The 23,066-nt window shown below is 65.0% G+C and carries 27 protein-coding genes and 1 tRNA gene; 19 read left to right on the forward strand and 9 right to left on the reverse strand.

Features of this window, described 5'->3' with window-relative positions:
* Positions 1-129: 129 nt before the first annotated feature.
* Positions 130-816: a uracil-DNA glycosylase gene (gene ung / locus HGK27_RS00005; RefSeq protein ID WP_206237733.1), complete on the forward strand. Its 687-nt coding sequence runs from the start codon at positions 130-132 to the stop codon at positions 814-816.
* Between the two features lie 43 nt (positions 817-859).
* Positions 860-1,966 (forward strand): acyltransferase family protein, encoded by a 1,107-nt coding sequence (locus HGK27_RS00010; protein WP_206237736.1) that lies wholly within the window; start codon positions 860-862, stop codon positions 1,964-1,966.
* A gap of 67 nt (positions 1,967-2,033) precedes the next feature.
* On the opposite strand, the gene HGK27_RS00015 is transcribed toward HGK27_RS00010, so the two are convergent.
* Positions 2,034-2,107: transfer RNA gene (locus HGK27_RS00015), tRNA-Gln, on the reverse strand.
* Positions 2,108-2,187: 80 nt separating this feature from the next.
* Positions 2,188-2,793, reverse strand: a complete 606-nt coding sequence (locus HGK27_RS00020) for a thiamine phosphate synthase (RefSeq protein ID WP_206237738.1) — start codon at positions 2,791-2,793, stop codon at positions 2,188-2,190.
* On the opposite strand from HGK27_RS00020, the gene HGK27_RS00025 reads away from it, so the two are divergent.
* Genes HGK27_RS00025 through HGK27_RS00040 form a run of 4 tightly spaced genes read left to right on the forward strand, consistent with a single transcriptional unit; the run spans position 2,792 to position 6,547 of the window.
* The gene (locus HGK27_RS00025; protein WP_206237740.1) at positions 2,792-3,475 is read left to right on the forward strand and encodes a YggS family pyridoxal phosphate-dependent enzyme; all 684 of its coding nucleotides are present in this window, start codon (positions 2,792-2,794) and stop codon (positions 3,473-3,475) included. The two genes, HGK27_RS00020 and HGK27_RS00025, sit on opposite strands and share 2 nt — an antisense overlap.
* Positions 3,472-4,638 (forward strand): 8-amino-7-oxononanoate synthase, encoded by a 1,167-nt coding sequence (locus HGK27_RS00030; RefSeq protein WP_206237742.1) that lies wholly within the window; start codon positions 3,472-3,474, stop codon positions 4,636-4,638. Before HGK27_RS00025 ends, HGK27_RS00030 begins: the two co-directional genes overlap by 4 nt.
* The gene (bioD, locus tag HGK27_RS00035; RefSeq protein ID WP_206237743.1) at positions 4,635-5,279 is read left to right on the forward strand and encodes a dethiobiotin synthase; all 645 of its coding nucleotides are present in this window, start codon (positions 4,635-4,637) and stop codon (positions 5,277-5,279) included. The genes HGK27_RS00030 and bioD overlap by 4 nt, the downstream gene beginning before the upstream one ends.
* The gene (locus HGK27_RS00040; RefSeq protein WP_206237746.1) at positions 5,276-6,547 is read left to right on the forward strand and encodes an adenosylmethionine--8-amino-7-oxononanoate transaminase; all 1,272 of its coding nucleotides are present in this window, start codon (positions 5,276-5,278) and stop codon (positions 6,545-6,547) included. The genes bioD and HGK27_RS00040 overlap by 4 nt, the downstream gene beginning before the upstream one ends.
* A gap of 252 nt (positions 6,548-6,799) precedes the next feature.
* Here HGK27_RS00040 and HGK27_RS00045 read toward each other — a convergent pair whose 3' ends face one another.
* Together HGK27_RS00045 and pyk are read right to left on the reverse strand one after the other, a co-directional pair.
* Complete coding sequence (locus tag HGK27_RS00045; protein ID WP_206237748.1) at positions 6,800-7,474, reverse strand: hypothetical protein; 675 nt, start codon at positions 7,472-7,474, stop codon at positions 6,800-6,802.
* 176 nt (positions 7,475-7,650) lie between these two features.
* Positions 7,651-9,120 carry a pyruvate kinase gene (gene pyk, locus HGK27_RS00050; RefSeq protein WP_241126707.1) on the reverse strand — a complete coding sequence of 490 codons (1,470 nt, stop codon included), beginning with the start codon at positions 9,118-9,120 and terminating at the stop codon, positions 7,651-7,653.
* Between the two features lie 111 nt (positions 9,121-9,231).
* Between pyk and HGK27_RS00055 the strand changes: the two genes are divergently transcribed.
* From HGK27_RS00055 to HGK27_RS00110, 12 genes are all read left to right on the forward strand, one after another.
* Positions 9,232-9,552, forward strand: coding sequence for a DUF1244 domain-containing protein (locus HGK27_RS00055; RefSeq protein ID WP_206242591.1), 321 nt, complete (start codon positions 9,232-9,234; stop codon positions 9,550-9,552).
* Between the two features lie 120 nt (positions 9,553-9,672).
* The gene (locus tag HGK27_RS00060) at positions 9,673-9,912 is read left to right on the forward strand and encodes a DUF2312 domain-containing protein (RefSeq protein WP_206237752.1); all 240 of its coding nucleotides are present in this window, start codon (positions 9,673-9,675) and stop codon (positions 9,910-9,912) included.
* A gap of 233 nt (positions 9,913-10,145) precedes the next feature.
* The gene (locus tag HGK27_RS00065) at positions 10,146-10,910 is read left to right on the forward strand and encodes a YebC/PmpR family DNA-binding transcriptional regulator (protein ID WP_206237755.1); all 765 of its coding nucleotides are present in this window, start codon (positions 10,146-10,148) and stop codon (positions 10,908-10,910) included.
* Between the two features lie 18 nt (positions 10,911-10,928).
* Positions 10,929-11,279 (forward strand): DUF3147 family protein, encoded by a 351-nt coding sequence (locus HGK27_RS00070; protein WP_206242593.1) that lies wholly within the window; start codon positions 10,929-10,931, stop codon positions 11,277-11,279.
* Positions 11,276-11,752: a crossover junction endodeoxyribonuclease RuvC gene (gene ruvC / locus HGK27_RS00075; RefSeq protein WP_206237757.1), complete on the forward strand. Its 477-nt coding sequence runs from the start codon at positions 11,276-11,278 to the stop codon at positions 11,750-11,752. The genes HGK27_RS00070 and ruvC overlap by 4 nt, the downstream gene beginning before the upstream one ends.
* Before the next feature lie 311 nt (positions 11,753-12,063).
* Positions 12,064-12,675, forward strand: coding sequence for a Holliday junction branch migration protein RuvA (gene ruvA, locus HGK27_RS00080; protein WP_206237759.1), 612 nt, complete (start codon positions 12,064-12,066; stop codon positions 12,673-12,675).
* Positions 12,675-12,917 carry a hypothetical protein gene (locus tag HGK27_RS00085; protein WP_206237761.1) on the forward strand — a complete coding sequence of 81 codons (243 nt, stop codon included), beginning with the start codon at positions 12,675-12,677 and terminating at the stop codon, positions 12,915-12,917. The genes ruvA and HGK27_RS00085 overlap by 1 nt, the downstream gene beginning before the upstream one ends.
* Positions 12,918-12,952: 35 nt before the next feature.
* Positions 12,953-13,489, forward strand: a complete 537-nt coding sequence (locus HGK27_RS00090) for a DsrE family protein (protein ID WP_206237763.1) — start codon at positions 12,953-12,955, stop codon at positions 13,487-13,489.
* Positions 13,490-13,499: 10 nt separating this feature from the next.
* The gene (ruvB, locus tag HGK27_RS00095) at positions 13,500-14,528 is read left to right on the forward strand and encodes a Holliday junction branch migration DNA helicase RuvB (RefSeq protein ID WP_206237765.1); all 1,029 of its coding nucleotides are present in this window, start codon (positions 13,500-13,502) and stop codon (positions 14,526-14,528) included.
* A 296-nt stretch (positions 14,529-14,824) separates the two neighbouring features.
* On the forward strand, positions 14,825-15,634 hold the full coding sequence (locus HGK27_RS00100) for a PEP-CTERM sorting domain-containing protein (protein ID WP_206237766.1): 810 nt from the start codon (positions 14,825-14,827) through the stop codon (positions 15,632-15,634).
* 124 nt (positions 15,635-15,758) lie between these two features.
* On the forward strand, positions 15,759-16,595 hold the full coding sequence (locus HGK27_RS00105; RefSeq protein WP_206237768.1) for a cupin domain-containing protein: 837 nt from the start codon (positions 15,759-15,761) through the stop codon (positions 16,593-16,595).
* A gap of 183 nt (positions 16,596-16,778) precedes the next feature.
* The gene (locus HGK27_RS00110) at positions 16,779-17,663 is read left to right on the forward strand and encodes an LOG family protein (RefSeq protein WP_206237770.1); all 885 of its coding nucleotides are present in this window, start codon (positions 16,779-16,781) and stop codon (positions 17,661-17,663) included.
* A 262-nt stretch (positions 17,664-17,925) separates the two neighbouring features.
* Here HGK27_RS00110 and thiD read toward each other — a convergent pair whose 3' ends face one another.
* The 3 genes from thiD to glmM all read right to left on the reverse strand — a co-directional run bounded on the left by thiD (position 17,926) and on the right by glmM (position 20,556).
* Positions 17,926-18,675, reverse strand: coding sequence for a bifunctional hydroxymethylpyrimidine kinase/phosphomethylpyrimidine kinase (thiD, locus tag HGK27_RS00115; protein ID WP_206237771.1), 750 nt, complete (start codon positions 18,673-18,675; stop codon positions 17,926-17,928).
* Positions 18,672-18,896 carry a DUF1272 domain-containing protein gene (locus HGK27_RS00120; protein ID WP_206237773.1) on the reverse strand — a complete coding sequence of 75 codons (225 nt, stop codon included), beginning with the start codon at positions 18,894-18,896 and terminating at the stop codon, positions 18,672-18,674. The genes thiD and HGK27_RS00120 overlap by 4 nt, the downstream gene beginning before the upstream one ends.
* A gap of 319 nt (positions 18,897-19,215) precedes the next feature.
* On the reverse strand, positions 19,216-20,556 hold the full coding sequence (glmM, locus tag HGK27_RS00125; RefSeq protein WP_206237775.1) for a phosphoglucosamine mutase: 1,341 nt from the start codon (positions 20,554-20,556) through the stop codon (positions 19,216-19,218).
* A 100-nt stretch (positions 20,557-20,656) separates the two neighbouring features.
* On the opposite strand from glmM, the gene HGK27_RS00130 reads away from it, so the two are divergent.
* Positions 20,657-21,952: a dicarboxylate/amino acid:cation symporter gene (locus HGK27_RS00130; RefSeq protein WP_241126709.1), complete on the forward strand. Its 1,296-nt coding sequence runs from the start codon at positions 20,657-20,659 to the stop codon at positions 21,950-21,952.
* On the opposite strand, the gene HGK27_RS00135 is transcribed toward HGK27_RS00130, so the two are convergent.
* Both HGK27_RS00135 and HGK27_RS30985 read right to left on the reverse strand, forming a co-directional pair.
* Complete coding sequence (locus HGK27_RS00135) at positions 21,931-22,545, reverse strand: sigma-70 family RNA polymerase sigma factor (protein WP_241126711.1); 615 nt, start codon at positions 22,543-22,545, stop codon at positions 21,931-21,933. The two genes, HGK27_RS00130 and HGK27_RS00135, sit on opposite strands and share 22 nt — an antisense overlap.
* A 40-nt stretch (positions 22,546-22,585) precedes the next feature.
* Positions 22,586-22,777: a NepR family anti-sigma factor gene (locus HGK27_RS30985; protein ID WP_241126713.1), complete on the reverse strand. Its 192-nt coding sequence runs from the start codon at positions 22,775-22,777 to the stop codon at positions 22,586-22,588.
* Positions 22,778-23,066 lie beyond the last annotated feature (289 nt).

Consider the following 23,066-nt stretch of genomic DNA (forward strand, 5'->3'; position numbering starts at 1 on the left):
ATTCGCCCCTCTGGAAGGGGCCTTTCCTTCATATGCCGATAAATCCCTCAATCCCCTGCCAAGGTGATTGATAAAGCTGTCATTATACGACATGCCATACCCATGGCACAGGTGACAGCGGAGGATAGAATGGCAGTCCATGAAGGAGTTCCTCCCTCCTGGCGCCCCATTCTGTCCGACGTGCTGGCCAGGCCGGAATCAAGGCGACTGGGCGGCTTTCTCAAAGCAGAGGAAGAGGCTGGAAAGCATATCTTCCCCCCTCGTGGTGAGCGCCTGACTGCTCTTGCCCTGACCCCTCCCGAACATGTGCGTGTCGTGATCCTGGGGCAAGACCCCTATCATGGCGCCGGTCAGGCTCATGGCCTGTCCTTCTCGGTTAAAGAAGGGGTGCGAATCCCACCTTCCTTGGTGAACATCTTCAAGGAACAGCAGAGGGATCTGGATTTGCCGATCCCCCGGAACGGCAATCTGACCCGTTGGGCGGAGCAGGGCGTTCTGCTGCTCAACAATGTGCTGACGGTGGAGGAAGGGCAGGCCGGCTCCCATCAGAATATGGGCTGGGAAGCCATTACAGACGCTGTGGTCGCCGCCGTGGCAGCGCAGCCTACCCCTTGCGTGTTCCTGCTCTGGGGCAGCCATGCGCAGAAGAAGGCGGCCCGGGTCGCTGATCTGCACAAGGAGCACCATCTGGTCCTCACAGCGCCTCATCCCAGCCCCCTGTCGGCGCATCGTGGCTTTCTGGGTTGCGGCCATTTCAGCAAGACCAATGCCTTCCTGGAACGCCACGGCAGCACGCCGATCGACTGGAAGCTCTAAAAAGGCAGCAGAAAGACAGCTCAGCATGCACGGACAGGCGCAGATGACGACGCGAGAGGGGGTAACCCATGCTCACAAGTCGGTCATCGTGCCGGTCCAGTGGCTCAGGGGCGTGGCCGCCTGCCTCGTGGTGGTTGTGCATCTGCTGGATCGCCTGATCAAGCGAGGCGCGTTCCCTCAGGTTCTGCCGGAGTGGATATGGTCCTTCGGCCAGATCGGCGTCGGCACCTTCTTCGCGATCAGCGGCTTCATCATGGTCTACACCACGGCGGATGAGTTCGCCCGTCCCGGCGCCGGGCAGCGTTTCCTGCTGCGCCGCTTTTTGCGCGTGGCGCCGATCTATTATCTCACCTCGCTGCTGATGATCGCCTTTTCCTATGCGACCTACCGCTTCAGCACCAATGCCACGGCGCCTGACATCATGCTTCCGGCAGTGGTGAAGTCGTTCCTGTTCATTCCCTATATCGATCAGCACGGCCTGACTCAGCCGGTCTATGGCTTGGGCTGGACGCTCGATTACGAGATGTTCTTTTACCTTCTCTTTGCGCTGGGGATCACCATGCGCCGGGGGATCGGGCTGACCAGCGCCATCCTTGCCCTGATCGCTCTGGTGCTGGTGGGCACTCAGATCGCGGCGCCGATGCCGATCACCGGGCAGCCTGTGCCGCTCTATTATTTCACCAGACCGGTGCTGCTCTATTTTATCGTCGGCATGGCCATCGGAGCGGTGCGCTTTGCTTTCGGAACGCTGCGGTTGCCGGTGACGGACGCGGTTCTATGTGCGGCAGCCTTGCTCCCGGTGGGTTTGGGCATCCGTTTCGGCGCTGCCGATGTCACCGCGATCGGTGTGGTGTTCGTGGCGCTGGCCTTGGCGCTGACGGCCTTGCTGGAGGGCCACGGCCACAAGCACAAGGGCTTTGCCCTGATCGCCCGAGCCTTCGGTGACGCCTCTTACAGCATGTATCTGACGCATAGCTTCCTGCTGGGGGCCATCGCTGTCGTCCTGACGCGGGTGGCAGGAGGGAGAGAGGCGCTGCTATGGTCGTTGATCGCTGTCAGTTGCCTGATGTGCGCTGGCACGGCGTGGCTGGCCTGGCGCTGGGTGGAGCGCCCGCTCACCCGTTTCCTGAACCGCATATTGCGTGCCTGACGCACGCAAACGACCAAGACATCAGCCTTTGGTGGCCAAGCTTTGTCAGCGATGTAGGGGAAGGAGATGGATGCCCTGCAAGGATTCGAACCTCGATTGACGGAATCAGAATCCGCAGTCTTACCATTAGACGACAGGGCAGTGTGTCTCGGTGGAGGCGGCCTCTAACCCCATGCTTTCCGGGCGTCAACAGGAAAAATGAAAAAGCTGTGCGACGGAATTCAAGTCGCACATGCGAGCTGAACGAGCCCATCGATGGCGGCCCAACGCGCCACAGCCAGACGCCGAGCATGACGCTCGGACATCCCCCCCAGCGCGATCACCGGCGCCGTGGCCCGCGCCGCCAGCATTCGCCAGCGCAGCACACCCAGAGCCGGAGCGCCGGGGTGGCTGCGTGTGGCAAAAGCGGGAGACAGCAGCAGCCCATCCGCGCGCGCCTGTCGCGCCAGCCCGATTTCGCCCAGATCATGCGCCGTCATCAGCCTCAGCCCGCGCCCTCCGGGGCGGATCAACCTTGCCGAACCATAGGCGCCATCCGCCCCCCAGCGTCGGGCCTGCGCCATCGATCCGGCCAGCACGGCCAGTCCGCCACGCGCCCGGATCATCCGCGCCAGGGCTGCAAAACGTGCGCGCCGCTGCGGCTCATCCAGATGGTAATGGCGAAAGATCAGCCCGCTGCCGCGAGGGAGCCGCGTGATGGCGCATTCCAGCATGGCATCGTTGCGGGCATCGCTCACCAGCCATAGCGAGGGCAAAGACCGGCGAGGCACGACGAAAGGCGCAAGGGGCTGGCATTGGCGCATCGCGGCGCTATAGCACGCGGCCATGACCGTGCCACAGACTCATCCCGCGCTGGACGACATCCGCGCCCGTATCGACGCCGCTGCCCATATCGCCCATCGCAAAGCCGCCGATGTGACGCTGATCGCCATTTCGAAGACTCATTCTGCCGAGGCGATTACTCCGCTGATCGCCGCTGGCCAGCGCGTCTTTGGCGAGAATCGCGTGCAGGAAGCCGCTGCCAAATGGCCCGCCCTGCGTGAGGCCACGCCCGATCTGGCGCTGCATCTGGTCGGCCAGTTGCAGTCGAACAAGGCCGAGGAAGCCGTGAGCCTGTTCGATGCCATCCATGCGCTGGACCGCATCAGCCTGGCCGATGCGCTGGCCAAGGCGATGGACAAGACCGGCCGCCGCATCCCCTGCTTCATTCAGGTCAACATCGGTGCCGAGGAGCAGAAGGGCGGCGTCGCCATCGCCGAACTGGGCGCTCTGCTGGAGCATGCAAACAAGCTCGATCTGCCGCTGGCGGGCCTGATGTGCGTGCCGCCCGCCGATATCGAGGCCGCGCCCTTCTTCGCCCTGCTGGCCAAGCTGGCGGATGACCATGGGCTGACAGGCACGCCTCAGGGCGGCCTCTCCATGGGCATGAGTGGCGATTTCGAAACCGCGATCCAGCTGGGCGCCAGCCATATCCGCGTCGGTTCGGCGCTGTTCGGGGCTCGGGGATGAGCGGCCCGGCGGGCGCCGCTCCAAAGAATGGGGGAGGGGGCGGCCTGCTGGGGGCTCAGGAACAGGATCTGGCGGCACTTGCCGCGCGTGACAGGCTGCGCAAGCTCAGCCCGCGTGCGGGGGTGGATTTCGCTTCCAACGATTACCTTGGATTGGCCGAGAGCGGCCTGCTGACGGACGCTGCTCGCGAAGCGCTCGATCGCGGCGTGCCGGTCGGCTCGGCGGGATCGCGGCTGCTGCGCGGCAACCATGCCGAACATGAGGCACTGGAAGAAGATGCCGCGCATTTCTTCGGCAGCGAATCCGCGCTTTTCCTGCCCACCGGCTACACCGCCAATTCCGCGCTGCTGGCCACCATGCCCCAGCGCGGCGACCATATCTTTGCCGACGAACTGATCCACGCCAGCTGCCACGAAGGCCTGCGTTTGACCCGGGCGGGCTTTACGCTGGTGGCCCATGGCGGTGCCGATGCCTTCGATGCCGCCATCACCGCATGGCGCGCGCAAGGCGGCACAGGCCGGGCATGGATCGTGGTCGAATCGCTTTACTCGATGGATGGTGATATCGCGCCTCTGCCCGCGCTGCTGGCCGTGGCCGAACGCCATGATGCGCTGATGGTGGTGGATGAGGCGCATGCCACCGGCATCCTCGGCCCCGGCGGTCGCGGGTTGGTGGCGGCGCTGCCCTCGCGCGAACGCATCATCACGCTGCACACGCTGGGCAAGGCACTGGGCTGTGAAGGCGCACTGCTGGCAGGCCCGCGCGTGATGCGCGACTTTCTGGTCAACCGGGCGCGCGGCTTTATCTTTTCCACCGCGCCCTCGCCGCTCAATGCCGCGATCGGGCGGGCCAGCCTGAAGCTTTGCGAGCAGGCCGAGGATCTGCGCGAGGATCTGCGCGCGCGGATTGCCCAAGCCGAAACCCTGCTGACCCCGCTGGGCGCTCGGAGCCATGGCACACCGATCATGCCGCTGATCCTTGGCACCGACAAACGGGCCATGGCTGTGGCCAACCACCTGCAAGAGGCCGGTTTCGATGTGCGCGGCATTCGCCCTCCCACCGTCCCCGAGGGTACCGCGCGCCTGCGTATCGTCATCACCCGCAACGCCGCGCCCGAGCAGATTGCCGCGCTGGCCGATGCGCTGAAGAAAGCTCTGGCATGAGTGCTTACATCGTGACCGGCACCGACACCGGCATCGGCAAGACCGTCTTCTCCGCTGCGCTCACCGGCGCCCTGCAGCGCAAATATGGCAAGGCCCGCTACTGGAAGCCCGTACAGGCCGGCATTGAGGAAGTGACCGACAGCGAGGCTCTGACCGAACTCGCCCCCGGCGCATTGATCCTTCCCGAAGCCTATCGCCTGATCACCCCGGCCTCGCCGCATCTGGCGGCGCGGATCGATAAGGTGAAGCTCGATCCTGCCAGGCTGACCCTGCCCGAAGGTGATGGCCCGCTGGTGGTGGAGGGCGCGGGCGGCGCTCTGGTGCCGCTGATCGCCCCACCCGAAGGCGATGGGCTGCTCTATGCCGATCTCTTCGCGCGCTGGGCGCTGCCGGTGGTGGTGGTGGCCCGCACCGGCCTTGGCACCATCAATCACACGCTGCTCACCATCGAGGCCCTGCGCGCCCGCAAGGTGGCCATCACCGGCATCGCCTTCGTGGGTGAGCCGCATGATGAAAACGAGGCGGTGATCCCGGCGCTGTCGGGCGTGCCCCGTCTGGGCCGCCTGCCGCTGCTGGCCGAGGTAACGGCGCAATCTCTGGCGCAGGCCTTCGATGAAGGCTTCAAGGACTGGACACTGTGACCAACTCCCCCATCTGGCACCCCTTCACCCAGCACGGGTTGAACGAGCCGATCCCGCTGGTCACCCATGCCGAAGGCGCCAGCCTGTTTACGGCGGATGGCAAGCGCGTGGTCGATGCCATCTCCAGCTGGTGGGTGACAACGCATGGCCACGCCCATCCCCGTATCGCCGCCGCTATTGGCGAACAGGCGCAGAAGCTGGATCAGCTGATCTTCGCCGGATGGACTCACCAGCCCGCGCAGACCGTGGCCGAAGGGCTGGTCGAGATGGTCGGCAAAGCCGTGGGTGAGGGCGCTTTGCCCTATGTGTTCTTCTCGGACTCCGGCTCCACCTGCGTGGAAGTGGCGCTGAAAATGGCGCTGGGCCACTGGTCGCATCGTGGAGAAAATCGCCACCGCATCCTTGTGATGCAGCACTCCTATCACGGCGACACCATCGGCGCGATGAGCGTGGGCGAGCGCGGCGTCTACAATGCCGCCTATGCCCCGCTGCTCTTCGACGTGGGCGTCATTCCCTACCCGCACCCCGGCGCCGAACAGGCGACCTATGATGCGCTGGAACGCGAATGCCGCGCGAACGCCGCCGCCTTCATCCTTGAGCCCCTGATCCTCGGCGCGGGCGGCATGCTGTTCTATCCGCCGCATGTCCTTGCCGAAATGGCCCGCATCTGCGCCGCGCATGGCGTGTTGCTGATCGCCGATGAAGTGATGACAGGCTGGGGTCGCACCGGCACTTTCCTCGCCTGTGAGCAGGCCGGTGTCGCGCCCGATATCCTCTGCCTCGCCAAGGGCCTGACCGGCGGTTCCATGCCGCTGGCCGTCACGCTGGCCAGCGAGGCGATCTACCAGTCGCACTACTCCACTGACCGCGCGAAAACCTTCTACCACTCCTCCAGCTACACCGCGAACCCCATCGCCTGCTCTGCCGCCTGTGCCAATCTGGCGATCTGGCGCGAGGAGCCGGTGCGGGAACGGATCGCTTTGCTGGCCGAGCGCCAAGCTGCGGGAGCGGCGATGCTGGCGCAGGTGGAGGGCATCGCCAACGCCCGCACCTGCGGCACGATTCTGGCGCTGGACTATGTGGTGGAGGGCGCGGGCTATCTGTCCTCGCTCCAGCCGCGCCTGCTGGCGTTTTTCCGTGAGGCCGGGCTGTTGATCCGCCCTCTGGGGAACACCGCCTATCTGATGCCGCCTTACTGCATTTCCGAAGAGGATCTGGGGCGGTGCCATCAGGCTTTGGCTGAGGCCGTCAAGTTGTTGAAGGCATAAGAGGAAAAAGCGAGGGGGTTACCCCCTCGCGCTCCCATAACGTCTTCCGACGCAAAGGCAGTGGCGCCGAATTGGAGCGCCCTGCCTCTCCACTTGCACGAGCTAAGGCGCCGCAGGCTCTAAATCTGCAAGCACTGAACAGGGATGCTGCCTGCGGCGCGGCAATCTGGGCGCAAGGCCGAACCCGACGCGCAACGCAGACATTAAAGGGAGCGCGAGGGTGTAACACCCTCGCATTCACCTTTTTCCTGCTTACTTCGGCGCCGCTTTAAACTTCTCCGGCACCACACTGCGCCCCAGCGATTCCGGGCTGAACATATCGCTATCCGGCAAGGCATGATCCAGCCCGGTCGAGGTCATGGTCAGTGTCACGGCGCCGGGCTGATCGACATTGGCGTAGGTCACGCCCAGAATCACACCATCGCCCGAGACGTCATAGGTGCGGATATCGCTGGCATCGGTCAGGCGCACGCGGTCGAAGACGCCGAGGTGCCCGTCGATCCGACCGAGATATTCCGACTGGCGCACCGGGCGGTTGGCGTTGATGCCGCAGGCGGCCTTGGCGATGGCGGGGCCGGAGACGATCTGCCCGGTTTCCAGCGAGAGATCGATTCCGCGCATGGCCTGGCAATCCGCGATCATGCGGTCACGCGGGGTTTCCACGCGGTGCCAGTTGCCGCGGTTGAATTCCGCCGACCATTCCTCGGAGGCCTCGCCGCGTTGGGGCGTCAGGCGGTTCCAGTAGTAGACGGCGTAGGTTGCCTGGGTGGTGTGAGTGCGGTTCACGATGGGGGCGACGAGCCCAACAGCGGCCTGCACCGGATTATCGGCCCGCACAATGGTCGGCAAAGCTGCCGCGAGCGGGGCTGCGCACAAGAAGGTTACGGCTGCAAGAGCGGCCCCCCGGGCGCGCGTGCTGATGATCATGTTTTATCCTCTCCCCCCGAAAGGCGGGTTAGGAGGAGGGTATCACGCGATTGTCATCATGCAAGAGGATTGCGGAGCAAGGCTGTTTGCCTTGGGTATTGTTGCGCGGCTGCACGGCTGCACGGCTGCACGGCTGCGCGGGCGAGAGCGCGGGGCCGCGCTCTCGCCCTGTCCGCTTAGCCCTCGTGCTTTTCCAGCTCGTTGCCGGCCAGAGTCACCACATGGAGCAGGTTGGTGGCGCCCGGCGTGCCGAAGGGAACGCCCGCCAGCGCGATCAGCTTGGCGCCGGCCTCGCCGAAGCCATGGCGCAGGGCCATGCGCTTGCCCTTGGCGATCATCTCCTCGAAGCTGCCGATGTCCTTGGTGTGGACGGCGTGAGCGCCCCACAGCAGGGCCGCCTTGCGTGCCGTCTTCAGGCTGGGGGTCAGCACCAGCATGGGGGCGGCGGGGCGTTCGCGGGCCACACGGCGCGCGGTCGATCCGCTGGCGGTGAAGACCACGATGCCCGCGATCGACACCGTTTCCGCGATCGAGGCGCTGGCCTTGGCCAGAGCGTCGGCGGTGGTGGGATCGGCCTCGATTTCGGCGATGTGGATGCGGCGGCGGTAGGTGACGTCTTTTTCCACCTGCGATGCGATGCGGTGCATGATCGTCACCGCTTCTTCCGGCCACTGGCCGCTGGCGGTTTCGGCCGAGAGCATCACCACGTCAGCACCGTCATAGACCGCGTTCGCCACGTCCGACACTTCGGCGCGGGTGGGGGCGGGGCTCTCGATCATCGATTCGAGCATCTGCGTGGCCACGATCACCGGCTTGCCGCTCCGGCGGGTGGTTTCCACGATCAGCTTCTGGATCGGGGGCACTTCCTCCGGGTTCAGCTCGACGCCCAGATCGCCGCGGGCGACCATCACGCCGTCCGACAGGTTGATGATCTCGTCCAAGCTCTCGACGGCGGCGGGCTTCTCGATCTTGGCGACCAGAGCGCCATGGCCACCCATCAGCTTGCGGGCTTCGGCCACGTCCTCGGCGCGCTGCACGAAGGAGAGGCCGATCCAGTCGACATTCTGCGCCACGGCAAAGGCCAGATCGCGGCGGTCCTTCTCGGTCAGGGCGGGGATCGGCACCACGGCGTCGGGCACGTTCACACCCTTGCGGTCCGAGATGACGCCGCCGACATCGGCAGAGCACAGGATCTCGTTCTCATCGGCGCGGATGACGCGCAGCTTGAGCTTGCCGTCATCGATCAGCAGGCGCTGGCCCTTGCGCAGGATGCCGAAAAGCTCGGGATGGGGCAGGCAAACGCGGTTTTCATCGCCGGGCTCCGGGTTGCGGTCCAGCGTGAAATGGCCCGAGTGACGGATCACGGCGCGGCCATCCTTGAAGGTGCCGACGCGCAGCTTGGGGCCCTGCAGATCGCAGAGGATCGAGATCGGGCGACCGAACTCCTTCTCGGCCTCACGCACATTGGCGATGGTCTGGGCGTGGGTGGGGTGATCGCCGTGGCTCATGTTGACGCGGAAAGCGTCGGCACCGGCGCGGATCAGCTTGCGGATCATGTCGATGTCGCGGCTGGCCGGGCCCAGAGTCGCGAGAATCTTGACCTTGCGGCCACGCGGATCGAGCTTGTGCGAGGGAGACGTAGACACGCTCAAATTTCCTTCCCGGCGGTTGATTGACTATTGCGCTGTTGTGATAGGCTTTGTGACGCCCGTCCATGACAAAGGCGCGGCGAAAACCCAAGGATCAATGCCATGAATATGAATGCGAATGAAAACACGGCCGATCCAGTGGATTCCCTGAGTGACGCCCAGGCCGCAGCCGCTTTTCGTCGGCTCGTGCGGCATTTGCGGCATCGCCATGATGCGCAGAACATTGATCTCATGGGATTGGCCGGTTTTTGCCGGAACTGTCTGGCCGACTGGATCGTGGAGGCAGGCGCCCCTCTGGATAAGGCGCAGGCTCGCGAGGCGATCCACGGCATGAGCGCGGCGGAATGGAAAGAGCGTTACCAGACCCCTGCCACGCCGGAGCAACTGGCCCGCATGGAGGAAAGCCTGAAGCTTAACGCCCGGGATTGAGGCGGGTTGAGGCGCGTGAGAGGCCGATCCTTGGGGATTGCGCCTGATGGCCTCTTTTCGTTCCGAGCGAGCGCGGCTATCGGACGGCGCAACTGATTCTACGATTCACGGAGACGAACCATGGCCGAAATGGCAGCCGACGACCGCCTGCGCCTGCTGATCGAGCGCATCGAGCGCCTCGAAGAGGAAAAGAAGGGCATTCAGGACGACATCAAGGACGTCTATCTGGAAGGCAAGGCCACGGGTTATGATCCCAAGGCGATGCGCCAGGTGGTCCGCATCCGCAAGATGAAGCCGGATGACCGCAAGGAACAGGAAGCGATCCTGGAAGTGTATCTGAACGCTCTGGGTATTTCGTAAGTTTGACATCCGGCTTTCAGCCGGATGTGCGGCACCGGCCCACTCCCCCGGCCCGGCCACCCAGAACATACCGTCGATGGGTGACCGGGCCGGAGAAGTGAACCGGTGCCGCTTTGCAATCTGCACGGCAGATTAGCCCACAGGAAGCCGAAAACCGGCTTCCGATTGCCCTTATGGCGCAGTTTCGCTAGGGGGCTTGCAACCACAGCCTCAAGCAAGACAAAGCGGACACCATGGCAGGCCATTCCAAATTCAAGAACATCATGCACCGCAAGGGCGCTCAGGATAAGAAGCGTTCGGCGCAGTTTTCGAAATTGTCGCGCGAAATCACCGTCGCGGCCAAGATGGGCATGCCCGATCCGGACATGAACCCGCGCCTGCGCGCCGCCGTCAACGCGGCCAAGGCGCAGTCCATGCCCAAGGACAACATCCAGCGCGCCATCGACAAGGCGAGCAAGGGCGACGGCGAGAACTACGAGGAAGTGCGCTATGAGGGTTACGGCCCCGGCGGCGTGGCGATCATCGTGGAAGCGCTGACCGACAACCGCAACCGTACCGCCACCAATGTGCGCACCGCTTTCGCCAAGAACGGCGGCAACCTTGGTGCCTCGGGCGCGGTGTCGCACGGTTTCGACCGCCTCGGCCTGATCGAGTACCCCGGCAAGGTCGGCGATGAGGACAAGGTCCTCGAAGCCGCCATCGAAGCCGGCGCCGAAGACGTCGAATCCGATATGGGCGACGGCGACGAGAACCCCGGCAGCCACCAGATCTGGGTCGCGGTCGATTCGCTGCACCCCGTCGCGCGCGAGCTGGAAAAGGTCCTTGGCGAAGCCGAGGGCGTGAAGCTGGCCTGGCGCCCGACGCTGAAGACCACTGTCGACGCCGACACCGCCACCACGCTGCTCAAGCTGATCGACGTGCTGGACGACGATGACGACGTGCAGACCGTCTGGGGCAATTACGAGATCCCCGACGAGGTGATGGAACAGCTGGGCTAAGGTCCGGTGATCTCACCCGTGGTGCAGATGATCGCCAAGGCCCTGCTGGCCGGGGCGATCATCGCCACCATCGCGGAAATCGGCAAGCGCGCTCCCACCATGGGCGCGCTTGTCGCGTCTTTGCCGCTGGTGTCCGTGCTGGGGATGATCTTCCTCTGGCACGCCCGCCCCGATGCAGAGGCCATGGCCGCCCATGCGCAGGCCACCTTCTGGTATGTGATTCCGTCCTTGCCGATGTTTCTGCTGATCCCGGCGCTGTTGCGGCAGGGCGTGGGCTTCTGGCCTGCTTTGGTCTTGGGATGCGTGCTGACCATCGGGCTTTATCTGGGCATGGTGCATTGGGGCACCCGCTGGGGACTTAAGCTGTGATTATCTTGGGAATTGACCCCGGCCTCACCGTCACCGGCTGGGGCGTGATCGCCAAATCGGGCAGCCGCATCAGCCATGTCGCCAATGGCCAAGTGCGCACCGACATTCAGGCCCCCATGGCCGAGCGTCTGCTGGAGCTGGACCGCGTGATCACCGATGTGATCGCCCAGTACCAGCCCGATTTCAGCGCGGTGGAAGAGATCTTCGTGAACGTGAACCCGCAGTCGACGCTGAAGCTGGGGCAGGCGCGCGGGGTGGCGCTGGTCTCTCTGGCGCGGGCGGGGCTGCAGATTTCGGAATATCCGTCGAAAGTGGTGAAGAAGGCGCTGGTCGGCACCGGAGGCGCGGCCAAGGGGCAGGTGCAGGCCATGCTCGGCGTGCTGCTGCCCGGGGTGAAGCTGAAGGGCGAGGACGCGGCGGATGCTCTGGCTGTGGCGATTACCCATGCGCATCATTTGGGTAGTCATCGGTAAGGGGTTTCAAGAAAGTAAGATGCGAGGGGGTTACCCCCTCGCGCTCCCATGACGTCTTCCGGCGATGGGGCAGTGGTGCCCGATCCTTGCGCCCTAACTCTCCACCTGCTGGCGCCGCAGGCAGGTCATCTCTTGAACGATAGGCCGCGCTGGCGATGTTAGAGCCTGCGGCGCGGCGACGTTGCTCCAAGGCCGAACCCGAAGCACAACGCAGACAGTAAAGGGAGCGCGAGGGTTATGACCCTCGCATTTCCACTTTCTCCCTCCTTAAAAATGTTCCCAAATCGTTCCACTTCCGCTAGCCATGCGCCATGATCGCAAAACTGACAGGCATCCTCGACGATTTCGGCCCTGACTGGGCGGTGATCGACGTCAATGGCGTGGGTTATATGGTGTTCTGCTCGGCGCGGACGCTGCAGGCTTTTGGCGTGCGGGGGGACAAGGTTACCGCGCATACCGAGATGCAGGTGAGCGAGACGGACATGCGCCTGATCGGCTTCACCAGCGCGGGCGAGCGGGCGTGGTTCCGCCTGCTGACGCATGTGCAGGGCGTGGGCAGCAAGGTGGCGCTGGCCATTTTGTCCGCGCTCACGGTCGAGGAATTGCAGAAGGCCTGCGCGCATGGCGATTCCGCGATGGTCGCGCGGGCCAATGGCGTGGGGCCCAAGCTGGCGGCGCGCATCGTCAATGAGCTGAAGGACAAGGCGGGGGGCATGGCCTTTGCCTCGCCGGGCGGCGTTGCGGTGTCTGGCGGCGCTGTGCCGGAGGGCAATGTCGGGGTCGATGCGGTTTCGGCCTTGCTGAATCTGGGTTTCAAGCCAGCTGTGGCGACTCAGGCGGTGGCGGGGGCCATTGAGGAGATGGGCGAGGATGCCGGGCTGAACGTGCTGATCCGCGTGGCGCTGAAGAAGGCGGCCGGGTGATGCGCATACTGGCCTATGGCCTGTATGGGGCGGCGGCAGCGCCGGTCCTGTGGGTATGGTTTTGGCGTGTTTTCTCGATTGGTGAGCCCGAATGTCATTTTGATCCGGCGGGATGCCCGCTGGCGACGACGTGGCAGATCATCGGGCAACTGGCGTTTGTGGCCTTGCCTTTGGTGATCGCGGGGCTTTTTGTGCCTTATCGTCGGCTGGTGCGTCGTGTGGCGCTTCGGCAGGTGCCGTGATCCTCGTTTTGCCTTCAACCGAAAGCTCACGCCTTATGCGCTTGACCCTTCCTGTTCTGGCTCTGTGTCTGGCCGCGACCCCGGCGATGGCGCAGGATCTGCCCAAGTTCCATACCGGCCCGGTCTTCGATTTCGGCAAGGTGGCTGATGTGGTCTCTGACATGCCGATCCCGCGCGATGCCCATTTCAAGGTCATTCTGGACACGGGCGATGCGGGCAAGCCGGGCGAGATCAACCCCACGATCAACACCGCCGCGCGCTTCATCAACATGCATGTCGCGGCGGGCGTGCCCGAGGCGAACATCAAGGTCGCGCTGATCCTGCATGGGCCTGCCGGGATCGATGTGACGAAGGACGCTTTTTACGGCGCCAAGCAAGGTGGTAAGCCCAACCCCAATGCCCGTGCCGTGGCGCAATTGCTGGCGCATGGCGTGGACATCTATCTCTGCGGGCAGAGCGGCACCGGCATGGGCATCGCCAAAAGCGATATGCTGCCCGGCGTGAAAATGGTGCTCTCCGCCCTGACCGCCCGCGCGCTGTTGCAGCAGCAGGGCTATACCGTAAATCCATGAGCATCGACCCGTGACTGACAACCCTCTCCTCTCCGCCCATCGTCAGATCGAGGATGCAGACGCCGCGCTGCGCCCCAAATCGCTGCTCGAATTCGTGGGGCAGGCGGCAGCCAAGGACAATCTGCGCGTCTTCATCGAATCCGCCAAATCGCGCGGCGAGGCGATGGACCACACGCTGTTCTTCGGCCCCCCCGGCCTGGGCAAGACCACGCTGGCGCAGATCATCGCGCGCGAGCTGGGCGTCAATTTCCGCGCCACCTCGGGGCCTGTCATTGCCAAATCGGGCGATCTGGCCGCGCTGCTCACCAATCTGGAGGAGGGCGATGTCCTCTTCATCGATGAAATCCATCGCCTCAATCCGGCGGTGGAAGAGGTGCTGTACCCCGCCATGGAGGACCGCGCGCTCGATCTGATGATCGGCGAGGGGCCTTCGGCGCGCTCGGTGCGGATCGATCTGCCGCCCTTCACGCTGATCGGCGCGACCACCCGCATGGGCCTGCTGCAAACGCCTTTGCGCGATCGCTTCGGTATCCCGGTGCGCCTGCAATTCTACACCGTGCCCGAGCTGGAGCGGGTGATCACCCGCGCCGCTGCCCTGATGAACATCGGCATCGAAAAGGAGGGCGCCATCGAAATCGCCCGCCGTTCACGCGGCACCCCGCGCGTGGCCGGGCGCCTGCTGCGCCGCGTGCGCGATTTCGCGCATGTCGCGGGCAGCCCCAGCATCACCCGGGCCATTGCCGACGACTCTCTGACCCGGCTGGAGGTCGACAGCCTCGGCCTCGATCTGCAGGACCGCCGCTATCTCCAGATGATTGCCGAGATCTACAAGGGCGGCCCGGTTGGCGTGGAAACCATGGCGGCTGGCCTTTCCGAACCGCGCGACACCATCGAGGAGGTGATCGAGCCCTACCTCATCCAGCTCGGCATGGTGGCGCGCACCGCGCGCGGGCGCTGCCTGAACGACCGGGCGTGGCAGCATCTGGGGATGACCCCGCCGTCCTCGCAGGCCGGACTCTTCGAATCGGACGAGGACTGAGGGCTGGCGGGGCCGTTCGGCAAACGGCTTACCCCGTAAACATCTCACCCCATCCTCTGTGCCGCAGCGGGACATCAGGCTTGCCCAAGCTCCCCCAAACTGCCAAATCCCGAAACGGGACAGTCCCATACGCTTGAATCAGGTTGTCTGCGTGCGATGGTTGGGGCTTGTAGAAAGCTAAGGCGAGCCCTCTGACGGGTTCCTCGGCAAGAAACCAAGCATCAAGGGTTTCGCGCTATGGGGCCCAGGGGTGGGCGCCGGGGCAATCGTGGCCCGGTAACAGTGGGAATTGGACTATGTCGGTTCGAGTGGGCATCGCAAAACTGGCTATGGTGATCGCCGGCGGCGCGCTGGTGAGCGGCGGCGCCGTTCACGTCGCCGAGAAGATGGCCGCCGGCAAGCCGCAGTATGTGAAGCACCCCAAGACGGTGGTTCACAAGCCTGTCCACCACGTGGTCCATACGCCTCCGCGCGCCAAGCCCTGCTGCACGCCCACGCCGCCTCAGGTGGCGATGGTGCCGGTGCCGCCTCCGGGCCTGCCGCCCGCCAATTTCGTGCCGGTCGCGCCCGATGTCGGCCCTGGCGGCGGCGGTGAGGACCGCGTGCGCGTCGTCAGCAATGGCGGTTCGTCGAGCGGCGGCTTCTTCGGTGGCTTCTTCGGCAGCAGCGGTGGCGGCGGCACGGTCGTCGTGACCAGCAGCGGCACCAATGGCGGTTCGACCACGACCACCACCACGACCACCAGCGGCGGTTCCGGCTCGGGTTCGACCTCGGGCAGCAGCTCGACCTCGGGATCGAGCAGCGGTTCCAGCTCGACCAGCGGTTCGACCAGCACGTCGTCGTCCACCTCGACATCCACGTCGACCTCGACCTCGACATCCACCTCGACCAGCACCAGCACGTCGACCTCCAGCTCCACCTCGGGCTCGACCAGCACGAGCACCAGCACGTCGACCTCGGGCTCGACCAGCGGCTGGCACGGCTGGCATCCGCATCATCCCGATGGCCCCACGCCGGTGCCCGCGCCGCCGATGCTGCTGCTGTTCGGCGGTGCTGTCGCCGCTGTGGCCGCGCGCCGCCGTTTCGGGAAGAAGAAGCAGGACTGAGCTTCTCGCAGGCTTGGCTCAAGGCGCGTGATCGGCAGGCCGGTCGCGCGCTTTTGCGTTAGGGGTTCCTTCGGTTCTGGCCGCTATCGCCTTGTTTTGACTGAAGGCCACAGGAACGGGTTTTATGCGCCATCTGCCGCCCCATGCTGTCGAGACATTTGCGGGCCTCTATCCCGAAGTGCCGCATATCATCGAGCATCAGCTTTGCGACCATCCGCTGATGGAGCTGGAGGCGCTGGCGCAGCTGGCCGAACGTCTGCCCGCCAAGAACATCGAACATGCCTATGCCGCCCAGCCCATCGGCGTGACCGGCAAGCCGCCGGTGCCGTCGATCAGCGCGGCTGATGCCATCCGCCAGATCGACACGGCGGGCTGCTGGGTCGCCCTGACCTTTATCGAGCAGGACCCGGCCTATCGCGCCCTGCTGCTGTCGGTGATCGACGAGCTGCGCGCCGCCATCGAGCCGCGCACCGGGGCGATCCATACGCCTCAGGCCTTTGTCTTCGTGTCCTCGCCCAATGCGGTGACGCCCTATCACTTTGATCCCGAACACAACATTCTGATGCAGATCCGCGGCACCAAGGTGATGACCCAGTTCCCGGCGGGCGATCCCTTCTACGCCGCCGCCGAGATTCACGAGGCCTATCACACCGGCGGCGGCCGTGAATTGAGCTGGCGTGACGAGATGCTGCCCGGCGGCAAGGATTTCGCGCTGGCGCCGGGGCAGGGGCTGATGGTGCCGGTGATGGCGCCGCATTTCGTGCGCAACGGGCCGGTGCCCTCGGTGTCGCTGTCGATCACCTGGCGTTCGGAATGGAGCTATGAGGAGGGCGCGGCGCGTGCCTTCAATGGCGTGCTGCGCGGCTGGGGTCTTTCGCCCGCGCTGCCGGGGCGCTGGCCCGCGCAGAATCGCGCCAAGGCCTATGCCTGGCGCGCGCTTCAGAAGCTGGGGCTGAAATAGCGGCTGGCTGGCCGTTCTCTCTTGAAATGCTTGCCGAATAGGGCAACTATGATCGTTTTTTGGCGGATGGAGCAACAGAATCGCTCCTGCGCCGTTTCCACCCTCCGCAGGGCTCCCGGCAGGCCGGTCATCGGCTTTTCATGCTTTGGGCCGATAAGAGTGTGAACGTTCGAAGGCAAGCAGATGACCGAAGAAGAAAAAGTAACCCACGACCGCTTCTACAAGGCCGAGCAGGAAGCCGGCTTCGTCGAATCGCATGGCCACCACACCGCCCAGACGCAGAGCCCCTCCTACAAGCTGGCCTTCCGCGACACCGATTTCCTGCTGCGCGAGGAACTGCGCCCCGTCCGCTTCCAGCTGGAACTGCTGAAGACCGAAATGCTTCTGGAAGAGGCCGGGATCGGCTCGACTCTGGTGTGTTACGGCTCGGCCCGCATCCCCACGCCGGAGCAGGCGCAGGCCCGTATCGAGGCCGCCAACACCCCGGAGGAAAAGGCCGCTGCCGAAAAACTGGCCGCCAACGCCCATTACTATGAGGAAGCCCGCAAGCTGGCGCGCATCGCCAGCCAGGCTGCCATCGTGGAAAAGGGCATGCGCCAATTCGTGATCTGCTCGGGCGGTGGCCCCTCGATCATGGAAGCGGCCAACCGTGGCGCCGCCGAAGTGGGGGCGGAAACGATCGGCCTGAACATCGTGTTGCCGCATGAGCAGGCGCCCAACCCCTATGTGACGCCGCGTCTGGCCTTCCAGTTCCACTATTTCGCGCTGCGCAAGATGCACTTCCTGCTCCGTGCCCGCGCTGTGGCGGTGTTCCCGGGTGGCTTCGGCACCTTCGATGAGTTCTTCGAACTGCTGACGCTGATCCAGACCGGCAAGATGAAGCCCATCCCCATCCTGCTGTTCGGCGGGGAGTTCTGGAACCGGGTGATCAATTTCGACGCGCTGGTGGAAGAGGGCGTTATCAACCGTAAGGATCTGCAGCTGTTCACGCCGGTGGAGACCGCTGAGGATGCCTGGCAGTATATCGCTGATTTCTATGGGGTGAATTATCAGCCTGTTGAGGATTGAGGGTTTTTCAGAAAGATAAGGTGCGAGGGGGTTACCCCCTCGCGCTCCCATGACGTCTTCCGGCGCACGGGCAGCGGTGCCGCATTGGAGCGCCCGAACTCTCCACCTGCACAACAAAAGGCGCCGCAGGCAGTGATGCCTCGGCGCCTTCTGTCTTTTGAAAGCCTGCGGCGCGGCAAACTTGGCGCAAGGCCGAACCCGTGGCGCCAACGCCGACATTAAAGGGAGCGCGAGGGCGATGGCCCTCGCATTTCCTTTTGTCTTAAAACCCCTTCACCGCCTCATGCCCCAAAGGCCCATGCCCCGCGCCAAACCCCGGCGCGGCCAGCAGGGCCTCTCGCACGAACCTGCGCCCCCGCTCCACGGCGGCAACCAGATCGAGCCCCTGACCTAACCCTGTGGCAATCGCGCTGGCCAGCGAGCAGCCCGTGCCATGGCTATGGCGCGTTTCGATGCGCTCTGAATGCCAGACCACCGGTTCAGCACCGGGCAGGTAAAGCCGGTCCTCCACCAGCACGCCCTCAGCGTCCCCGCCCTTGGCGAGGAAGGGGATGCCCGCCAGTGCCTCGGCCCCACCCAGAGCGGTCAGTTCGGGCACATTGGGCGTGGTCAGCGTGGCCAGCGCCATCAGGCGCCCGAAAGCCTCACGCGTGGCCGCATCCGCCAGCACGCCGCCGCTGGTGGCGACCATCACCGGGTCGAACACCACGGGCACGGCCAGCTTCTCCAGCCGGTCCGCCACGGCATGGGCGATGGCAGCGCTGCCCAGCATGCCGATCTTCACCGCATCCACGCCGATATCATCCACGCAGGCATCCACCTGCGCGCCGACTGTTTCGGCGGAAAGCGGCTCCACCGCGAAGACGCCGGTGGTGTTCTGCACGGTGATGCCGGTGATGGCGCTCATGCCATAGCCGCCCAGCATGATGATGGTCTTGAGGTCCGCCTGAAGACCCGCCCCGCCCGAGCAGTCCGATCCGGCAATCGTCAGGATGCGCGCGGGGCTGCTCATCCCTTGAAGTGCTTCACGGTGCTGGGCGGGTGCTTGGCGTGGTGTTTTTTCGCGCGGGTGGGCCGGTCCATCAGCTCGCCCTCGCAGTTGGGGCATTGCTCGTCGAGATCCTCGGCGCATTCGGCGCAGAAGGTGCATTCGAAAGAGCAGATGAAGGCACCCGGCGCCTCGGCGGGCAAGAGGGTGCCGCATGTCTCGCAATCTGGGCGCATTTCGAGCATGGTTTGGTGTCCTGAAAGAAGGAAGAGGAAATGCGAGGGTGTTACACCCTCGCGCTCCCATGAATGTCTGCGTTAGTGCCAAGGGTTCAGCCTCAGCGCAACGTCGCTGCGCCGCAGGCTTGAAGATCGCCAGCGCGGTCTATCGTCAAGGATGACTGCCTGCGGCGCTTCAGGTGGCGCAGGTGGAGAGTTTAGGCGCTCGAATTCGGCGCCACTGCCCGTGCGTCGGGAGACGTCATGGGAGCGCGAGGGCCCGAAGCATCTCTCTGGAGAGATGCGACCAACAAAGACTCCCCCCTCGCATCTTCTCCTTCACCCCTTAAGCTGCAGCTTCCCGAACGGCATCACAGATCGCATCCACCACCTGCTCGACCTCGGCAGCGTCATCGCCTTCGGCCATCACGCGGATCACTGGTTCGGTGCCGCTGGCGCGGATTACCAGACGGCCCTTGCCCGCCAGCTGCGATTCAGCCTCGGCGATGACCAGTTGCACCTTCTCGGCCTCCAGCGGCTTGCCGCCCGAAAAGCGGACGTTCTTCAGCAGCTGCGGCACGGGGTCGAAGAGGTGCAGCAACTCGCTGGCGCGCTTGCCCGATTTCACCAGAGCGGTCAGCACCTGCAGCGCGGCGATGGTGCCATCGCCGGTGGTGGCGTGATCGAGCATGATCATATGGCCGGACTGCTCGCCGCCGACATTGAAGCCGCCGCTGCGCATGCGTTCCAGCACATGGCGGTCGCCCACCTTGGTGCGTTCCAGCGTCAACCCTTGCCCGCCAAGGAAGCGCTCCAGCCCGAGGTTGGACATCACCGTGGCCACCACGCCGCCGCCGCGCAACTCGCCCTGAGCGGCCAGCTGGGTGCCGATCAGCGCCATAAGCTGGTCGCCATCGACGGTCTGGCCCTTTTCATCGACCACGATCAGACGGTCCGCGTCGCCATCCAGTGCGATGCCGATGTCCGCGCCGCTGGCCACCACGGTTTCCTTCACCAGATCGAGATGGGTCGAGCCGCATTTCAGATTGATGTTCTTGCCGTTGGGCTGAACGCCGATGGTGATCACCTCCGCGCCCAGTTCCCACACGGCAGACGGGGCCACCTGATAGGCCGCGCCATTGGCGCAATCGACCACGATCTTCAGACCATCCAGCCGTACATCCTGCGGCACAGAAGCTTTCACCGCGTGGATATAGCGGCCACGGGCGTCCTCGATACGGCGCGCGCGGCCGATCAGGTCGCTTTCGGCCAAGGGGAGGTTCTGGCCCAGCATCACCTCGATGGCTTCCTCATCCGCGTCGGAGAGCTTGAAGCCGTCGGGGCCGAACAGCTTGATGCCATTGTCCTCGAAGGGGTTGTGGCTGGCCGAGATCATCACGCCAACGTCAGCGCGCAATTCGCGGGTGAGCAGCGCGACGGCGGGGGTGGGCATCGGGCCCAGCAGCACGACATCCATGCCCACGCTGGTGAAGCCCGCGACCATGGCGTTTTCCAGCATATAGCCGGAGAGGCGCGTGTCCTTGCCGATCACCACGCGATGGCGGTGCTTGCCGCGCAGGAAGCGGGTGCCGGCGGCCTGGCCAACCTTCATCGCGATATCCGCCGTCATCACGCCTGCGTTGGTGCGCCCGCGAATGCCGTCGGTGCCGAAATAGTGCCGTGCCATGATGGTGTTCCCGTTTGGATCTGAGCGTGATTTGCGTATGGTTTGCCATGGCGTGGTGATCGATGAAAGCCGCGCGGGCAAGCCAAAAAGGGGCCTTATCGTGTCGAATGAACCGGAAGGCGCATCTGCAAGCGATGCGGCTCTGCCCGATATACAGGTCAATACGGGGCTGACGCTGGCGGCCTTGGGCGCCGGTCTGCTGGCCGGGCTGGCGGTCACGCGCTGGCCGGTGCTGGCGCCTTTGGCCAAGGGTCTCGCGCCGCTGGGCGGGCTGTGGCTCAAGGGGCTGGAGATGACGATCCTGCCGCTGGTCTCCGCTCTGCTGGTGGTGGGCATTGTGCAGATGATGGCGGCGGCCAGCGCCGGGCGGCAGGCGATAAGGGTGCTGAGCTGGATCTTCGGCATCTATTTTGCCAGCGCCTTTTTCGCCGCCGTCGCCATGCCGCTGCTGCTGGAGGCGTGGCCGGTGCCTGCCGCCGCGCAGGGCGTGTTGGCTGGAGCGGCGGGCAAGGATGCGCCGGTGCCGGGGCTGGGGGATTTTTTGCTCTCGCTGCTGCCCTCGAACATTTTCGCGGCGGCTGCGAATGACGCCATGCTGCCCTGCGTCGCCTTTTTCAGCCTGCTGGGCGTGGCGATCTCACGCCTTGCTCCGGCGCAGCGCGCGCATCTTACCGCGCTGTTCGAGGCGCTGGCGGGCGCGATGATGGTGATGATCGGCTGGGTGCTGAAGCTGGCGCCGATCGGCGTTTTTGCTCTCTCGCTCGATCTGGGAGCGCGCACCGGGGCCGAGGCGCTGGGCGTGCTGGCGCATTATGTCATCACCGTCAGCATGATGGGCTGGGCGGTGCTGGCGGCGGCGCCGGTGCTGGCGCTGCTGGGTGCGCGGCTGGCGCTGGGCGCCTATTGCCGGGCGCTGATGCCAGTGGGGGCGGTGGCGATCTCCACCCAGAGTTCACTGGCCAGCCTGCCCGCGATGTTGACCGCCTGCCGCAAGCTGGGCGTCAGCGCGGGAAGCGCTGAATTCGCCCTGCCGCTCTGCGTGGCGCTGTTCCGCGCGACCGGCCCGGCGATGAATCTGGCGGTGGCGATCTATGTCGCCAAGCTGACCGGGGTGACGCTGTCCCCCGCGATCCTGATCGCCGGGGCCATCGTGGCGGCGATCACCGAGATCAGCTCGCCATCCTTGCCCGGGGCGATCAGCTTCGTCTCGGCGGTGGGGCCGGTGGCGCTGGCGATGGGGGTGCCGATTGCCCCGCTGGCGCTGCTGGTGGCGGTGGACATGCTGCCCGATATCACCCGCACCGTGGGCAATGTGGCGATGGATGTCGTCGTGGCCGCGCTGGTGGATCGTGGAGGCGATCGCGGCAGGAGAGATCAGTCCTCGCCAGAGTCCTGATCGTCCCCCTTGGAGTCCATCCCCGGCCTGCGGCTGGCGATCAGGCCCAACTCGCTCAGGATCGCGCCGCTGGCGTCGATGGAGGATTTGTCGCCGTCGCCCACCGGCTGGCCGCTGTCGATCATCGCGGCTAAAGCGGCGCGGGCGCGGCCCACGCGGCTCTTGATGGTGCCCACCGCGCAGCCGCAGATCTCGGCGGCTTCCTCATAGGAAAAGCCGCCCGCGCCCACCAGCAGCAGCGCCTCGCGCCGCTCGGGCGCCAGCGAGAGCAGCGCGCGATGCAGATCGGCCAGATGCAGCGGCGCCTCCTGCCCGGCGGGGGCCACCAGAATGCGTTCGGCGGTGGTGTCGTCATAATCGCCGCGGAAGCGGTTGCGGCGCATTTCGGTGAGATAGATGTTGCGCAGGATGGTGAAGGTCCAGGCGCGCATCGATGTGCCCGGCGTAAAGCGGTCCCGCGCGGCCCAGGCGCGCATCAGCGCCTCCTGCACCAGATCGTCGGCCAGATCGCTGCGGCCGCACAGACCACGGGCGAAGGCGCGCAGATGGGGAATCGCCTCCGTCAGCTCGCGCTTGAAGGCACCGGACTCCATCGGCGTCGGGGGTATCGGTGGGGGGGAAGCCGATTGCCGATCAGCCATCACTGTCGTCCAGCTTGGACAGCAGGTCGGCGAAACTGTCGGGCAAAGGTTCGTCCACCACCTGCTCATACATGGCGCGCAGGGCGTGAGACAGGCCCTCGGCCATCTCGGGAGGTGTGGGCTGCTCAGGCTGCTGCTCAGGGGAGGGAGCGGACCCGCTGGGCGGAAGATCCTTGTCGGGCATAGGCTCCTGCTTTCAGCAACATCTGGCGCAAGGGGGGGAAGGGCGCCGGTTTCACGATCGGTTGCAGATTGTAAGCCTTACGGCAAGCACTTGTTCATCACACCCTTGTTCATGCCCCTGCCGACAGCTAACACATTGCAAAGCCGGGAACCAATCGGCCAACCACCGGTTGGCAGGGGGAAAGCGGCTGTCCCGTAAGCTTGCGGCCTGCCCGCATGTTGGGAGGCACCGGCGGGGTTGGGCGTGAATCTGAGTGTTTCCGAACGAGATCTGGAACAACGCTGGTATG

The organism is Novosphingobium terrae, assembly GCF_017163935.1.
GTDB lineage: Bacteria > Pseudomonadota > Alphaproteobacteria > Sphingomonadales > Sphingomonadaceae > Novosphingobium > Novosphingobium terrae.

What these genes read in the sequence shown, in the direction of transcription:
- HGK27_RS00110 (WP_206237770.1), top strand. Translation starts at nt 16,779, where the DNA reads ATGACCGAAGAAGAAAAAGTAACCCACGACCGCTTCTACAAGGCCGAG.
- HGK27_RS00120 (WP_206237773.1), bottom strand. Translation starts at nt 18,896, where the DNA reads ATGCTCGAAATGCGCCCAGATTGCGAGACATGCGGCACCCTCTTGCCC.
- HGK27_RS00085 (WP_206237761.1), top strand. Translation starts at nt 12,675, where the DNA reads ATGCGCATACTGGCCTATGGCCTGTATGGGGCGGCGGCAGCGCCGGTC.
- HGK27_RS00010 (WP_206237736.1), top strand. Translation starts at nt 860, where the DNA reads ATGACGACGCGAGAGGGGGTAACCCATGCTCACAAGTCGGTCATCGTG.
- HGK27_RS00090 (WP_206237763.1), top strand. Translation starts at nt 12,953, where the DNA reads ATGCGCTTGACCCTTCCTGTTCTGGCTCTGTGTCTGGCCGCGACCCCG.
- HGK27_RS00030 (WP_206237742.1), top strand. Translation starts at nt 3,472, where the DNA reads ATGAGCGGCCCGGCGGGCGCCGCTCCAAAGAATGGGGGAGGGGGCGGC.
- HGK27_RS30985 (WP_241126713.1), bottom strand. Translation starts at nt 22,777, where the DNA reads ATGCCCGACAAGGATCTTCCGCCCAGCGGGTCCGCTCCCTCCCCTGAG.
- HGK27_RS00105 (WP_206237768.1), top strand. Translation starts at nt 15,759, where the DNA reads ATGCGCCATCTGCCGCCCCATGCTGTCGAGACATTTGCGGGCCTCTAT.
- HGK27_RS00060 (WP_206237752.1), top strand. Translation starts at nt 9,673, where the DNA reads ATGGCCGAAATGGCAGCCGACGACCGCCTGCGCCTGCTGATCGAGCGC.
- HGK27_RS00020 (WP_206237738.1), bottom strand. Translation starts at nt 2,793, where the DNA reads ATGGCCGCGTGCTATAGCGCCGCGATGCGCCAATGCCAGCCCCTTGCG.
- ung (WP_206237733.1), top strand. Translation starts at nt 130, where the DNA reads ATGGCAGTCCATGAAGGAGTTCCTCCCTCCTGGCGCCCCATTCTGTCC.
- HGK27_RS00135 (WP_241126711.1), bottom strand. Translation starts at nt 22,545, where the DNA reads ATGGAGTCCGGTGCCTTCAAGCGCGAGCTGACGGAGGCGATTCCCCAT.
- HGK27_RS00055 (WP_206242591.1), top strand. Translation starts at nt 9,232, where the DNA reads ATGAATGCGAATGAAAACACGGCCGATCCAGTGGATTCCCTGAGTGAC.
- glmM (WP_206237775.1), bottom strand. Translation starts at nt 20,556, where the DNA reads ATGGCACGGCACTATTTCGGCACCGACGGCATTCGCGGGCGCACCAAC.
- HGK27_RS00100 (WP_206237766.1), top strand. Translation starts at nt 14,825, where the DNA reads ATGTCGGTTCGAGTGGGCATCGCAAAACTGGCTATGGTGATCGCCGGC.
- HGK27_RS00045 (WP_206237748.1), bottom strand. Translation starts at nt 7,474, where the DNA reads ATGATCATCAGCACGCGCGCCCGGGGGGCCGCTCTTGCAGCCGTAACC.
- bioD (WP_206237743.1), top strand. Translation starts at nt 4,635, where the DNA reads ATGAGTGCTTACATCGTGACCGGCACCGACACCGGCATCGGCAAGACC.
- HGK27_RS00025 (WP_206237740.1), top strand. Translation starts at nt 2,792, where the DNA reads ATGACCGTGCCACAGACTCATCCCGCGCTGGACGACATCCGCGCCCGT.
- thiD (WP_206237771.1), bottom strand. Translation starts at nt 18,675, where the DNA reads ATGAGCAGCCCCGCGCGCATCCTGACGATTGCCGGATCGGACTGCTCG.
- ruvA (WP_206237759.1), top strand. Translation starts at nt 12,064, where the DNA reads ATGATCGCAAAACTGACAGGCATCCTCGACGATTTCGGCCCTGACTGG.
- HGK27_RS00065 (WP_206237755.1), top strand. Translation starts at nt 10,146, where the DNA reads ATGGCAGGCCATTCCAAATTCAAGAACATCATGCACCGCAAGGGCGCT.